Raw genomic sequence first — 13,965 nt, 5'->3', positions numbered from 1 at the left:
TGAATCTTCTGAAGCAAGCAGATTTTTCGGATGTCATAAAATCCAAAAACATTACAATTTCTCAAAAGCAGCACATTTGCGATAAATGCGAAGATTATCTGGATAGAGTCATTAAGTTATTTTAATGCGGATGCCCTGGTGGTGGTATTTATAATAACGGAACTTTCACAATGCAAAACGGCACAATCAGTGAAAATACCGCAACAAAGTGGGGTGGTGGGGTTTATAATACCGGAACGCTTATTCTCTCAGATGGCGAAATTTCCAACAATACAGCAAATGATTCTGGTGCTGGAATTAAAAATTATGGGCTTCTAACAATGAACGGCGGTACAATCACTAAAAACAACTCCACAACAGAGATTGGTGGTGGAGGTGGAGTTGAAAATAACGGAACTTTTACAATGCAAGGTGGTACAATCAGTGAAAACTCTGCTTACAGAGGTGGTGGAATTAGATGTAATGCGGGGATTGTCACAATGAACGCTGGTATAATTTCTAAAAACACAGCTTTAAAAAAAGGAGCTGGCGTAATGATAAATGGCGGTGCTCGTTTTGAAATGTTCGGTGGAAAAATAGCGGAGAATATAGCTGTCAATAATGGTGGTGGTGGTGGAGTGTATGTTGAGGGAATCTTTTTGATGGAGAATGGTGAAATATCAAATAACGAAGCTTATAAAGGTGGTGGAATATGCAACAATAGTGAGAAATCATTTTTCACAATGAAAGACGGTATTATAACAAAGAATAAACGCGACGGAATTTATAATTTGGGGGAACTCTCTATTATTGGTGGAAAAATTTTTGAAAACGAGCGGTATGGAGTTTATAACAAATATAAAAGTTCTGGCGAAAGTGGAAAAGTTGAAATGACCGGTGGCGTTATAAGAAATAATAGAATGTGTGGTGTTCAAAACTCGGATACTATCTCAATTTTTTTAATCGGTGGTGATGCTTATATTCCGTTTGATGAAAACGAAAACAACTATGTTGTGTTATCAACGCCTATCAGCATTTGCGGAAATTTGACTTACGAAACTGTTGCTTTTATTTATTCTTCTGGTGCTCATGTGCTCACAACTGCTGAAGGTGCTGATTCATCATTGCTTGAAGAAAACTATAGAAAATTTAAGCTGCTGAACACAAACTATACAATCAATAATCTTGGCTATGTTGTGGCACAATAGCCAGCCCTTCGACTAGGGATTGTAGCACCTGCGAAGCAGTTCCGAAGCGAGCGAAGTGAGCGTAGGAATGAAGCGATAGCGGAAGTGCGAAAAGCCCGACCTGCCGCAAGGCAGGTAGCCGCCAGAAAAAGGCTGCGACATCAATCAAGTCTCGTTAGGCAAACTGAAAAAAGACATTATCGAGCATTATTGTCTGCCTTGACTTTTTAGCGTTATATGATATATTAAAAACATAAGGGAACACCGCACTAGCGACTGTCTCCTTAGGCTTTTGTGGAAAGCCTGCCAGAGTTTAAGCGCAAAGGCAGGCTTTATCCTTTTTTAGCTCTTTTTAACTAGGTTATAGAGAGCGAGTGCATTTACAATCAGATTCAGAATCGCAATGACGAGCATCGCAATATCATAATCGGCTAGGGTATGGAGCACCGCCGTAGGCGTTCCGAAGCAAAGCGTAGGAATGAGCGTGAGCGAAGTGCGGAACACCCGACCTGCCGCAAGGCAGGTAGCCGCCGTTCTTTTCCCTGTAGCGACTTTCTCCAAAATCGTATAAAATCTAAAATGTATGCCAAAAACAAAAGCCCCAAGAAACCGCACTCTTACTCTCGAAGAAAACGAAATCCCTGAACTGAAAAAGCGGCTCCTCAATATAGAAGATTTGAGTGGATATTTTCACTCAGATACTGAATTACTCCAACCTGCCACTTCTGACGACAAAAATGCCTTTTCTCCAATTCTCGACAAAACGATAAACGCTGACCTCCTTGAAGCACTTCCTCTTTTGCCGGACGGGTTCGCGGATTTAATCATCATCGATCCTCCTTACAATCTCACTAAAGATTTTCACGGAAACAAATTCAATGCCCGCACGGAAAGCCGTTACGATGATTATCTTGCAACCTGGTTTCCGCTCGTTTGCAAAAAATTAAAGCCAACTGGCAGCCTCTACATCTGCGGTGACTGGAAATGCACTTCTTCGCTCCAGCGTGCCGTTGAAAAGGAACTTACAATCCTCAACAGAATCACATGGCAGCGCGAAAAGGGCAGGGGGGCGGCCTCAAACTGGAAAAATTCAATGGAAGACATCTGGTTTGCGGTCAAAAATCCTAATGACTATTATTTTGATGTCGAAGCCGTCAAAATGAAGCGAAAAGTCATCGCACCATACAAAGAAAACGGCAAGCCCAAAGACTGGGATGAAAGCGAGGAAGGAAATTTCCGCCTCACATATCCGGGAAACTTCTGGGATGACATTTCGATTCCGTTCTGGTCAATGCCTGAGAACACAGACCATCCCACTCAAAAGCCCGAAAAACTCTATGCCAAGCTCGTTCTTGCTTCAAGCCGGCCGGGCGACATCGTGTTTGATCCTTTCTTAGGAAGCGGAACTGCAAGCGTGGTGGCAAAAAAACTCGGCCGGCACTATGTCGGTGTGGAGCAGAACGAAGAATATTGCCTCTGGGCAGAAAAACGCCTGTCTCGTGCCGAAAATGACAAATCAATTCAAGGCTACAGCGACGGAGTTTTCTGGGAGCGCAACAGTCTTTCTAATCAGAAAAAAAGTAACCACAGATTAACACAGATGTACACAGATTAATTCTTCATAAGAGCAAATATCACTGTTTATCTGTGTAAAAATCTGGGGATTTTGACTGTTTAACAAATTCTTGATTTAGGTTAAAATCTATTTCACGAGGAAAAAAATGGAAAACGCAACAAAATGTATTCATGCCGGCTACTCGCCAAAAAACGGTGAATCTCGAATGATTCCAATCATTCAGTCTACAACATTCAAATATGACACTTCAGAGGACATGGGAAAGCTCTTTGACCTTGAAGCCTCTGGATATTTCTATACACGCTTGCAGAACCCGACTAACGACATGGTTGCGGGCAAAATCTGCGCCCTTGAAGGCGGAACAGCTGCAATGCTCACATCGAGCGGTCAGGCTGCGAACTTCTTCGCGGCTTTCAACATCGCTCAGAACGGCGACCACATCGTAGCATCAAGCTCTATTTACGGCGGCACATTCAATCTTTTCAATGTCACCATGCGAAAAATGGGCGTTGATTTCACTTTCATTTCCCCAGACGCTACCGACGAAGAAATTCAGACCGCATTCAAACTGAACACAAAGGCTGTATTCGGCGAGACAATCGCAAACCCAGCCCTCACAATCTTTGATATCGAACGATGGGCAAAAATCGCTCACAAAAACGGCGTTCCTCTCATCGTTGACAACACTTTCGCCACTCCAATCAACTGCCGTCCTTTTGAATGGGGTGCAGACATCGTAACTCACTCAACGACAAAATACATGGACGGCCACGATGCTACAGTCGGCGGCTGTATCGTAGATTCTGGCAAATTCGACTGGATGGCTCATGCCGAGAAATTCCCAGGTCTCTGCACTCCGGACGAAAGCTACCACGGAATTACTTACGCCACAAAATTCGGCAAAGAAGGCGCATTCATCACAAAATGTACTGCCCAGCTCATGCGTGACTTTGGCTCAATCCAGGCTCCGATGAACGCTTACATGCTCAACCTCGGCTTGGAATCGCTTCCTGTCCGAATGAAGCAGCACTGTGCGAACGGTCAGGCTGTCGCAGAATTCCTGGCTCAGAACGAGAATGTTGCCTGGGTCAATTATCCGGGACTCAAAGACAATAAATATTACAACTTGGCGCAGAAATACATGCCAAATGGCACTTGCGGCGTAGTAAGCTTTGGTGTAAAAGGCGGCCGAAAAGCAGCCGAAAAATTCATGAAGAACCTCAAACTTGCGATGATTGCAACTCATGTTGCAGATGCCCGCACTTGTGTCCTTCATCCGGCTTCTGCAACCCACCGCCAGCTTACGGACGAAGAGCTTGTTGCTTGCGGAGTAGGACCTGATATGGTTCGCTTCTCTTGCGGAATCGAAGCAACTGAGGACATCATCGCCGACTTGAAGCAGGCTTTGGCAGCGATTTAAATTCTTGCTTTTATCCGAATTCTTGTCGATAATATATAGAAGAAACTAAAAGGATTTGTCCATGAAAAAAATTATAGGAATTATTTCGTCTTTTTTGGCCACTGGATTATTGTTTACCGCGTGTGAGCGAATTGATATTGAAGGTATTGGCGAACTTAATAAAATTGAGTTGTGGTACAGCCCGTATTCAAGTGATGCCGCTCCATTGCCGGAAGACTGCGTTCTTATTGACCATGTTGAGAAGGACCTTGGTATTTCGTTAAAAGTCGTTCCTTTGCCTTCAAATAAAGATGAGCAGGATGAAATGATTCTTGATGCTGCCAGGGAAAATGCTCTGCCGGATATTTTCATGGTAAACCGTGATGTTCTTACGGCTCTCGTAAAGGATAACAAAGTTACCCGCGTTGATCACATGTATGAGCTTATGCCTGAGCGTACGGCCAAAATGTACGATAATACGGCTCGTGCATCAACTTCAATCGACGGCGTTTCTTATGCTTTGTCTCAGTCAGGTTCGGTTGATAGAAACGAAGGAATCCTTATCCGAAAAGACTGGCTGGACAGACTCGGTCTCGCAATTCCTGTTACGCTGGATGATTATTACAATGTAATGAAAGCATTTACATTTGATGACCCGGACGGCGACGGACTTGATAACACTTACGGTTACGGGGCTTACATTGATATTCGTGCTGTTGAAGAAGGTTTGGGCTGCCGATTTGCTCCTTTCTTTGGTGCATTTGGCGTTGAGGGCACTTTTAATTCTTCAAAAAGCAATCCTGGACTTAACATCCATAAGCCTGAGTACAAAGAGGCCTTGCAGTTTGTTGCAAAACTTGCGATTGAGCGTCTTATCGACCCAAAATGGGCTCTTTATACAAAAAATGAATTCCGTGCGGCATGGAAAGCAGGAAAATTCGGAATCATGCGGGAGCAGAATGCGGCGTTTGCAATGGAATCAAACTATAAGGCATTTGACGAGAATTTCCCTAACGCAGAATGGATTTTGATTAATCCGCCTGTAGGTCCTAAAGGCTATTCTTCTGTTGGTGCTTATGCTCCTGGCTATCGAAATTATGCTGTTTCACGCCGTGCTCAGGAACTTGGAAAACTTCCGGTCATCGCGCGATTGCTTGAATGGATGAGTACGGACGGCTATATTACTGTTGTATATGGTGAAGAAGCTGAGAACTACATGCTTGACGATGATGGAAATGTAACCCTTGAAGGATTGCCTGACCCGACTCTCGCTTATACTCAGAAAGCTGCCGCTCCGTTGCTTCAGTTGCGAAATCTTGTATTCTACAATGGAAATGACGAGCTTGCATCCCGATATCCGACATGGTATTCAAAAAATGGCAAGGAGATGAGTCCGTTCAAATTGCTTCGGGATATGCAGAATTGCCCGTGGACTATTTCCATGAACCTTCCTGCAATATCAAAGGAACTGAAATCTTTCTATGAGGATGGAGTACGTGATTTCGTTGCGGGATTAAGAAAATTCGAGACTTGGGAAACCTGGCTTAGGGAATTTGACCGCCTCGGTGGTGCAGACTGGGAAAGACGATGCATCCTTTACGCTGAAGAAAATGCCCTTCTTTTGGATGAAATAAAAGTTGTTCCAAAAGAACAGTAGATTTAAGGTGTAGTAAATATATCAATTTTTCGCTATAATATCCGCAATAGCTTCCGCCTGTTGCGGATTTTTCATATATAGGAGATTTTATGTCAAGACGACGAGTTGTTATTACAGGAATGGGCGTTGTTTCCCCTGTCGGAAATTCTGTCGAAGAAGCTTGGAACAGCGTAAAAAACGGTAAATGCGGAATCACGAATATCACACTTTTTGATTCTTCAAGGCTTCCTGTAAAAGTTGCTGCCGAAGTAAAAGATTTTGACATCACAAAATACGGAATTGATTCAAAGGCCGTGCGAAAAATGGCTCGCTTCTCAAAATTCTGCCTTGCGGCTTCGGCTCAGGCAATTTCTGATTCTGGCTACACAGCAGAGTCTTTGAAAGCCGAAAAAATGGGAGTTATGGTCGGAAACTGCTTGGGCGGCATCGAGGCTACCGAAGCTGGATTCAACAAATTCTGTGACCCGAACGCTGGCCCGGACAGGCTCCCGCCACTCACAACACCGCTCATGATTTCAAACGAAGCGGCTGCGAATGTCAATATTTACTATGGATTCCAGGGAATTTCATGGACAATCAACACGGCTTGTGCTTCCGGCACTGACTCTCTGGGGCTCGCTTCTGATTTAATCCGTTCTGGTCGTGCAGATGTAATGCTCGCTGGCGGAACAGAAGCCGCAATTTCTGAGTTCTCAATCGCAACTTTCGTAAAATTGCAGGCTCTTGCCTCAAAATTCAATGACTGCCCGGAAAAGGCAAGCCGTCCTTTTGACCGTGACCGCGACGGTTTCGTAATGGCCGAAGGTTCAGCAATGTTCATGCTTGAAGAATACGAACATGCAAAAGCCCGCGGAGCAAAAATCTACGCTGAGGTTGCAGGATTCGGCTCAAGCTGCGACGGCTATCATATTACGGCTCCATTGCCGGACGGAAGTGGTGCTGCAAAGGCTGTCAAACTTGCTTTGGAAGATGCTGGCATTGCTCCAAACGAAATCCAGTATTACAACGCGCACGGAACTTCAACACATGCAAACGATTCTGGTGAATCTGCAATGCTCAAACTCGCTTTGGGCGAAGAAAATGCGCGCAAACTTCACATTTCGTCTACAAAGAGTATGACAGGCCACTTGGTTGGTGCTGCCGGTGCAATCGAGGCTCTTTTCTGCGTTAAGGCAATCAACGAGGGCTTTATTCCGCCTACTATCAACCTCGAAAATCAGGATGTCGAGGGCGGCTGTGATTTGGATTACACCCCAAACAAAGGCATTTCATGCGATGTAAAAGTTGCTGCAAGCGCATCTCTGGGCTTTGGCGGTCACAACGGCTGCATCATCATCAAGAAATTTGAAGACTAAAAACGAAATCTGAAAGTTGAAAACGGAAACGGAAAATGAAGAAATTTTTATCAGCAATATTATTGGCAGGGCTTTTTTTTAACTCCGCGATTTTTGCACAGGATGTTGATTCTGAGTCACAGTCAAAATCGGATGTAACATTTTCGGCAAATGCGGCTACCGCAGGCTCTTCTTCTGGGTGGTTGCATGAAAATGACGGAAAAAAACACTGGTTTACGGCTATCGGTGGAATGCTTTTCTTCAATCTTGGTCTTTCTTCTTATAACCGCTGGTGCCTTGGCTCTGCATGGGCACAGACTGGCTGGGATGAATGGGGGCATTTCTGGGAACGAGATTTGGAATATGACCGCGACTGGTACTGGACGAATTTCGTTCTCCATCCTTATCAGGGAAGCCTTTATTACATGTCGGCACGAGGCTCGAACCTCAATTTCGTTGAATCTTTCGGCGTAACCTTGCTCGGTTCAGCAATCTGGGAATACCTTTGCGAGACGAACGCTCCTTCTACGAACGACATGATTTATACTTCCGTAGGTTCTTTTGCCGTTGGTGAAATGCTCTACCGCCTTTCTCTTGAAGCAGATGAAGTTTCAAGCATTCTTGGCTTTGCAATCAACCCGATGCGACTTTGGACTCAGGGCTGGCTAAGGCAAAAACCGCTCGGAACCACAGGAAATATTCACGAGCTTTCTACGAAATTTGGAATCGGCACTGCCCGAACCAACACAGAAATCCTTAATGCACCACAATTCAACGGCCTTTACAAGCAGAACGAGGTTTATCCGGTTTTCGGCTCTGTTATGCTCAGCGTAGTTTATAACGATCCTTACGGTCACGATTCAAACACACCTTATTCTCAGTTTGAGCTTGACTTCGGCGGTTCTGTAGGAAAAGGTTCCGGCTATGGCTCTAAGTGTGCTTATGAAAATTTTGATGAGCAGGTTATGTACGACATCAAAATCGACAGCAACGGTATGCTTTTTGCGCGTTCTCCGCATTTCTCTGAAAACACTGACACGACTATAGGCCTTGCGATGGAATACAATTTCGACTGGCATCAGTTCTACGAATTGTCTTCCCTTGGTGGTGGCGTTGCTATCAAGCAGCGAATCCGCTTTGATTCTGCAAATCTTGAATGGCAGCTTCACGGTGCATGGAACGCACTCGGAACAACTGATTATTATTACTATCACCGAAAGATTGGTGTCCTTAACGGGGACGAAGGTGTAGTTCGCAATTATAACATGACGACAGGCCCGATGGCTGTGTTCAAGGCTCGTCTTATCTCTGAAGGCGGCTCATCGCTCAACCTGGGATTCAGGGGCTATGCAATGCGTGATTTCTACAATCAGCTTCAGGACGATGTTGTTTTTGCTTCGACAGGCTGGGAGTGGATTGGTGTCGGAAATGCTTCTGCTGAACTTGCCATTACAAAAAAAGTTCGCCTCGGAGTTGGCGATGAAATCTATGTTAAAAGGGCATTCTACAAAAAAGTTCCAGATGTGTTCCAGTTCGTAAATTCTGCAAGCCTTTACGCGAGGTTGCAGCTGAAGTAAATTCTTTAAGGTGGGATTATGAAGTTTACAAGCACAAGAGACAGTTCTGTATCGGTTAATTTCTCACAGGCGGTTCTTGACTGTATGCCGCAGGACGGCGGTTTGTACATTCCGCAGGATTTTGCTGATTTGCGAAGATGGATTTTATACACCAACGAAAACACTACATTTGCAAGTATTGCCGGTGCGCTCACTTCTGCTTTCATCAATAACGAATTTTCTCCGATTATCTGTGAGACGATTGCTACAAAAGCGTTCCCTTTTTCACCAAAATTGCGGAAAATCGACGAACGACTTTTTACGCTGGAGCTTTATCACACTCCAACTGGAAGTCATAAAGAATTCGGAATTTCTTACCTCGTAAACTGCCTTGAGACGATTTTGACAATGAAGGGCAGCACGGCCACTTTCCTTGATGCCAGTGTCGGAGAGCTTGGTGCAAGCCTTGCGCGTGTAATCCGGGGCAAAAAGAACATCAAGGCCGTTCTTCTTTATCCGCGTGGCTTTATCCGGGGGCTTTCCGAAGAAGATTTTATCTGGAACGGCGGAAATGTCCTTCCAATCGAAGTTGATGGCTCTGAGCATGTGTGTCACGAAATTGTCCGTGAAATTTACGCAAATCGTTCTATTGTCGAGAAATATAATCTTACTGTGGCAAATACGGCGAACATCGGCCGGCTTTTGGCTCAGACATTCTTCTATCCGTATGCATTCAGCCGCCTCAAAAATCAGGTGAGCGGCGACATTTTCTATTCGATGCCGTGCGGAAACTACTCGAATCTTGTGGCTGGCTTGTATGGCTGGCGGCTTTCCCTTCCTGCAAACGGATTTATTTGTCCTACGACAGATGAAATAAAAGTTGATTTGGCCGGAAACTGCGAGATTATGGACAGCATCGTTGAGCTTGAAAAGCGTGGAAACGCTGATCCATCAAGTCCTTCAAATTTGGAGCGTTTTGAGGAGATTTTTGCTTCAAATCCGCTGATGCTAAAGCATTTTGTTTATCCGGCACAGGTTTCAAAAGAAGAGACTGAGCAGGCATGTCGAAAGCTTTTCAATGATTATAATATTTTTGCGAATAAATCTACTAGCCGGGCTTATGCTGCCGCTCTCAAACGCAAGGAAATAATGGACGAAGATGATGCTTCTCTCGTTCTTGTAATGCGTGACCATCCGGCATTGAATTCCGAATATATCCGGCACACTTTGGGCACGGCTCCTGAAATGCCAGAGCGAATCTCCAATGCACTGATGCACACGACTATTAACAGACCGTGTGTTTCAAGTGCAATGGAAGTGATTCTGACAATGGCCGACGAGTTTTAGGGAGTAGGGAAAAGTCTTTCCCTACGCGCCCACTCCGTTGGTCGCTACCCTTTCTACGGGGGCAACCAATTTCAAAAAGCGTTTTTGGGAGCCAGTGAAATGTTTCTTTAACCGGCCCCCGTAACGCCCCCTATTTTTTCTTCGATTCAAAAACCTTTACGAAATCTTCACACTTATATTCAGCCTTTTTCTGAGCGGTATTGAGTTTCTTGAACAGAGATTCAACCGCTTCTTTTTTGCCTGCACTTGCTTTAAGCAGAATGATTTTCTTGTACAACTCAAGGCTTGATTCCATTTTTTCTTTATTGAACCATTTTGTGCCGTTGAATTCGTTTGCTCCAAGCAATGTCCATGAATTTTCTGAAAGTGCAAGATTTGAAGCGAGTGCGAGCAAATCTTCTTTTGCAGAAGTTTCTGTAAGTTTTGGCATTTTTTCTTCGGCGAGCATGAATGCCCGCTTGAAGAAGTCGTATGAAAGCATGTCGCCAATCGCCGTGTTGCCGGTGAATTCAGCAATCTTTCGTTCAAGGTTCCACTTTCGCGCGAACTTGCTTTCTGCGATTGGAGTAAGCGCGCTGAAAATGTAGATGTAAATGTCGTCGTTTGTAATTTTTGTTCCGCTTGGGAATGAAAGTGATTTTGGAACAACGAACGGCGAGAATTTAACGACCGTTTTTTCAAGTTCAGAAAGCTTTTTCTCCAGGGCCTTGAGTGCCGGTGAAGAAAGTTCCTTTGCCTTTGAAGAAGATTTAGCTTTGGAAGATTTTTTTGCCTCGGCGATTTTTGCTTCTTCGCTAAGCCGTGCTTTTTCTTCCTCGATAAGCCGATTTGTCTCAGCCTTTTCGCGTGCGAGAAGTTCTGTCTGCTCGGTGATGTATTCTTCTTCGGCGAACTGGTTCGCTGTCCTGTAGAAATTTTCGAGCGGAGACAAAACGAGCTTTTTAACGCTTGCAGCTGTTGCTTTTTTCAATTCTGCGGCCTTAAGCTCTTTTGCGCTCATTTTGAGAGTGCCGAGCGCGAGACAAGTTTCTGCGGAAATGACATTCTGGAAAGCCTGATAGAGATTTTTGTAGTGCAAATCCTGCCATGCGGTGTGCAAGTCCTGGGTTCCTTTGCCATTGAGGAATTCGCAAAGTTCTTTGAGCGAGCCGTTTACATCGCGTTCCTGACGGATATCCAGGAAAATCTGGGTTTCAAATCCATTGAGCGCAATGAAAATGCCCTGCTCGCAAATGTCGCGTGATTTTCGGATGTACCAGAGATTGCTTCTAGCTTCGCGGAAAATCATGTAGTAGTCATCTTCGCCCAAAAGACCGAGGCCTTCTGAGATTGAGCGGCTTACGAGTTTTTTGTCGTTCTCTCCGCTGCCAGTTTTGACGGCGTATTCACAAGACTGCTTAATCCAGCCGCTTGCGCGCTCGTACTTATTATTATAGAAGACAACTGAGTATTCGTTTCCGCATCGGTTTGAATATGCGAAGATGTTTTCATTTACGCTGCCGTTGTTCCATACATCGTAGAAAAGGAAGTCCTCGACACCGGCAAAGAGATAGCGTTTTTTGAGAAGTGGGAAAATCTCGCGCTTGTGACGGTCAACGAGATACTGATCCGGCTGCTCGTCTTTGTATGCGCGGGTGTATTCCATGCCGTACTTTTCTTCAAAACCTTCGATTTGGCCGTGTCCGAACATCGGAAGACCTGGCATTGTTGCCATGAGAGTACAGACACCGAAATATTTGTCGCCTTTTCCGAACTGTGCTACGGCCGTCTCTTCGTCCGGGTTGTTCATGAAGTTGACATATCGTTTGAGAATCTGCGGGTCAAAGTTGATTGTGTTTTTGACTGTCTGGCGGTATTTGTAGTTCTCTTCTTTTTTGAGCATGTTCATGAATGCTGAGTTGTAAACACGGTGCATTCCGAGAGTGCGCGTGAAATATCCTTCCATCATCCAGAAAGCTTCTGCGAGGAGGAGAGTGTCCGGCACTTCTTTTGCAACGCGGTCAACGACTTCACGCCAGAATTCGTTCGGAATTCGGTTTTCAAATTCCTGTGCTGAAAGTGCTGATTCTGAACGGCTTGCAATGTCACCGCCTTTTCCTGGCTCCGGGTACCACAATCGTTTGATGTGCTTTTTTGCAAGAACCATCGCCGCATCAAAGCGGATAATCGGGAAGTTCCGTGCGACATGCAAAATCTTCTGCATTACTTCTTCACGAGCCTGCGGATTCAAGAAGTCAATCTGAGCAGTATCGTTCCATGGCATACCAGTTCCATCGTTTCCGTGGTAAATATAGCGGACATCACCAGTTGCCGTATCGACTCTCTTAAAGCAGACCGCACAGTCAGTTTTTGAATAATAATGGTCTTCAAGGTAAACGGCAACGCGGCCATCGTGGCTCAAATTTACGCCGTTGAAAGTGTATGAAGGGAAAGGACAATCCCGCCTCTGAACGAACAAATCCGGCTTTTCGACAACCCAGCGGGCATCCATACCCGTGTGGTTCGGAACCATGTCACTTGCAAGACGGATTCCTCGCTGCCACAATCTGTTGCGAAGGTTTGTCAGCGCATCCCAGCCACCAAGGTTCCATGCAATTTCATAGTCATCAAGAGAATAAGCTGAGGCCGCTGCTTCCGGGTTTCCGCAAATCTGCTTGATTGTTCGGCTTGCCTGGCTTCGTTCCCAAAGACCTATGAGCCACAAGCCTGTAAATCCTTCGTCGCGGAGCAAATCAAGTTCTTCGTCCGGAATCTGGTCGAGCCGGTTGATTTCGCGGTTGTATTTCTTTGAAAGCTGGTAGAGCCATACGAGGACAGTTTTTGCCATGAGAACAACGCGTGGCATCCATTCTTTGTCGGCAGAAAAACGCTCGTATTCGCGCATGAGGTAGTCGTAGTTCGGTGGAGCCATATCCGCATCTCCGCCGTTTGTCGGGTGCCATGCTGCCTTCCATTCCTCGGCAAGCAAATCGCTTCCGCTCAAAAGCCGTTTGAGCCAGTAATCTTCGCCCTCTCCATCGCCCGGAACGAGCAGGTCTGCCCAATGAGTGCGGACATAATTGAGCTGTTCCTGAATGTTGTCAGGAGCAAAATTGACTGGTTCCCGCAGGAAAGTGATTAAATCGTGGCCGAAAGTGCCCCAATAAGGCAGTTTTTTGAAATATGCCTGAATCTGGTTCCAAATTTCTGTCCATTTTGGATTGGAAGCAAGTTTTGAATCATCGAAAAGTGCGATAAAAGGCTTGAAGGCTGGGTTCTCATTGTCGAGATGGAGCATTACAAGCTCTTCAAGAACTTGCTCGCGGTTTGTGCGGACTCGGCCTGTTTTGCGCTCAGTAAGCTCGGTATTCAAATAATCTTCTATAGAAATGTTACCTTTGTAAACTTCGGTTGGCGGGAACTCGGCACAAAAATCAAGAATCATTTTGTTGATAACATCTTCGCCGAAAGATGACTGCAAATCTGCCAGAAGTTCCTTGAAAGAATCCGGGTATTTCTGGCGGCGGTAAGTGTAGCACGCAAGATGGAAGATTTCGTCGAGCAAGCCCATCGCATTGAGCGTTCCTGCTGAAATTTGTGTCTGATTGTGCTTCACAAGATATTTATTGAATTTGGTCTGGAAATCCCGGACAGCCTTTATATTTGCAAGAATTACATTGCCTGATGAAGAATAAAGTGATTCAGAAAATTTACATTCGTCACGAACTGCTTTAGCGATATGGAATTCGTTGTATGAGTAGGTCAAAATTATACCCCCGATTTTTTAAATTAAGTGTAAATATTATATCACATAATCACGATATTGCACTAGAAAAAAATTAAAGTGAATTTCAGAAATTGATACTTTTTTCCAAAAATTTATATTTTTAAGTGAACTTTTTACAAAATTCAGATTAATAATTTTATTTTTTAAGTTGACTTTCACCTTTA

Annotated in this window: 9 protein-coding genes; 7 read left to right on the top strand and 2 right to left on the bottom strand. The window is 44.8% G+C overall.

From position 1 onward, the window contains the following. Nucleotides 1–170: 170 nt before the first annotated feature. A complete protein-coding gene (locus tag IJJ71_RS07590) occupies nucleotides 171–1,187 on the top strand; it encodes a hypothetical protein (protein ID WP_296846226.1) in 1,017 nt (338 codons plus the stop codon). A 321-nt stretch (nucleotides 1,188–1,508) separates the two neighbouring features. Here IJJ71_RS07590 and IJJ71_RS07585 read toward each other — a convergent pair whose 3' ends face one another. Beyond that, nucleotides 1,509–1,727, bottom strand: coding sequence for a hypothetical protein (locus IJJ71_RS07585; protein ID WP_296846225.1), 219 nt, complete (start codon nucleotides 1,725–1,727; stop codon nucleotides 1,509–1,511). 22 nt (nucleotides 1,728–1,749) lie between these two features. Between IJJ71_RS07585 and IJJ71_RS07580 the strand changes: the two genes are divergently transcribed. The 6 genes from IJJ71_RS07580 to IJJ71_RS07555 all read left to right on the top strand — a co-directional run bounded on the left by IJJ71_RS07580 (nucleotide 1,750) and on the right by IJJ71_RS07555 (nucleotide 10,035). Beyond that, on the top strand, nucleotides 1,750–2,781 hold the full coding sequence (locus IJJ71_RS07580) for a DNA-methyltransferase (RefSeq protein WP_296846224.1): 1,032 nt from the start codon (nucleotides 1,750–1,752) through the stop codon (nucleotides 2,779–2,781). A gap of 106 nt (nucleotides 2,782–2,887) precedes the next feature. After that, a complete protein-coding gene (locus tag IJJ71_RS07575) occupies nucleotides 2,888–4,162 on the top strand; it encodes an O-acetylhomoserine aminocarboxypropyltransferase/cysteine synthase family protein (protein ID WP_296846223.1) in 1,275 nt (424 codons plus the stop codon). 61 nt (nucleotides 4,163–4,223) lie between these two features. After that, nucleotides 4,224–5,798 carry a type 2 periplasmic-binding domain-containing protein gene (locus tag IJJ71_RS07570; RefSeq protein WP_296846222.1) on the top strand — a complete coding sequence of 525 codons (1,575 nt, stop codon included), beginning with the start codon at nucleotides 4,224–4,226 and terminating at the stop codon, nucleotides 5,796–5,798. An 89-nt stretch (nucleotides 5,799–5,887) separates the two neighbouring features. Next, a complete protein-coding gene (gene fabF / locus IJJ71_RS07565; protein ID WP_296846221.1) occupies nucleotides 5,888–7,153 on the top strand; it encodes a beta-ketoacyl-ACP synthase II in 1,266 nt (421 codons plus the stop codon). A 35-nt stretch (nucleotides 7,154–7,188) separates the two neighbouring features. Further along, a complete protein-coding gene (locus tag IJJ71_RS07560) occupies nucleotides 7,189–8,709 on the top strand; it encodes a DUF3943 domain-containing protein (protein WP_296846220.1) in 1,521 nt (506 codons plus the stop codon). 18 nt (nucleotides 8,710–8,727) lie between these two features. Beyond that, nucleotides 8,728–10,035, top strand: a complete 1,308-nt coding sequence (locus tag IJJ71_RS07555; RefSeq protein WP_296846219.1) for a pyridoxal-phosphate dependent enzyme — start codon at nucleotides 8,728–8,730, stop codon at nucleotides 10,033–10,035. A gap of 130 nt (nucleotides 10,036–10,165) precedes the next feature. On the opposite strand, the gene IJJ71_RS07550 is transcribed toward IJJ71_RS07555, so the two are convergent. Next, complete coding sequence (locus IJJ71_RS07550; protein ID WP_296846218.1) at nucleotides 10,166–13,780, bottom strand: alpha-amylase family glycosyl hydrolase; 3,615 nt, start codon at nucleotides 13,778–13,780, stop codon at nucleotides 10,166–10,168. Nucleotides 13,781–13,965 lie beyond the last annotated feature (185 nt).

The sequence above is a fragment of the Treponema sp. genome, assembly GCF_017430385.1.
GTDB lineage: Bacteria > Spirochaetota > Spirochaetia > Treponematales > Treponemataceae > Treponema_D.
The sequence above is the reverse complement of the archived record's forward strand: the minus strand, read 5'-3'. Positions and strand labels throughout refer to the sequence as shown.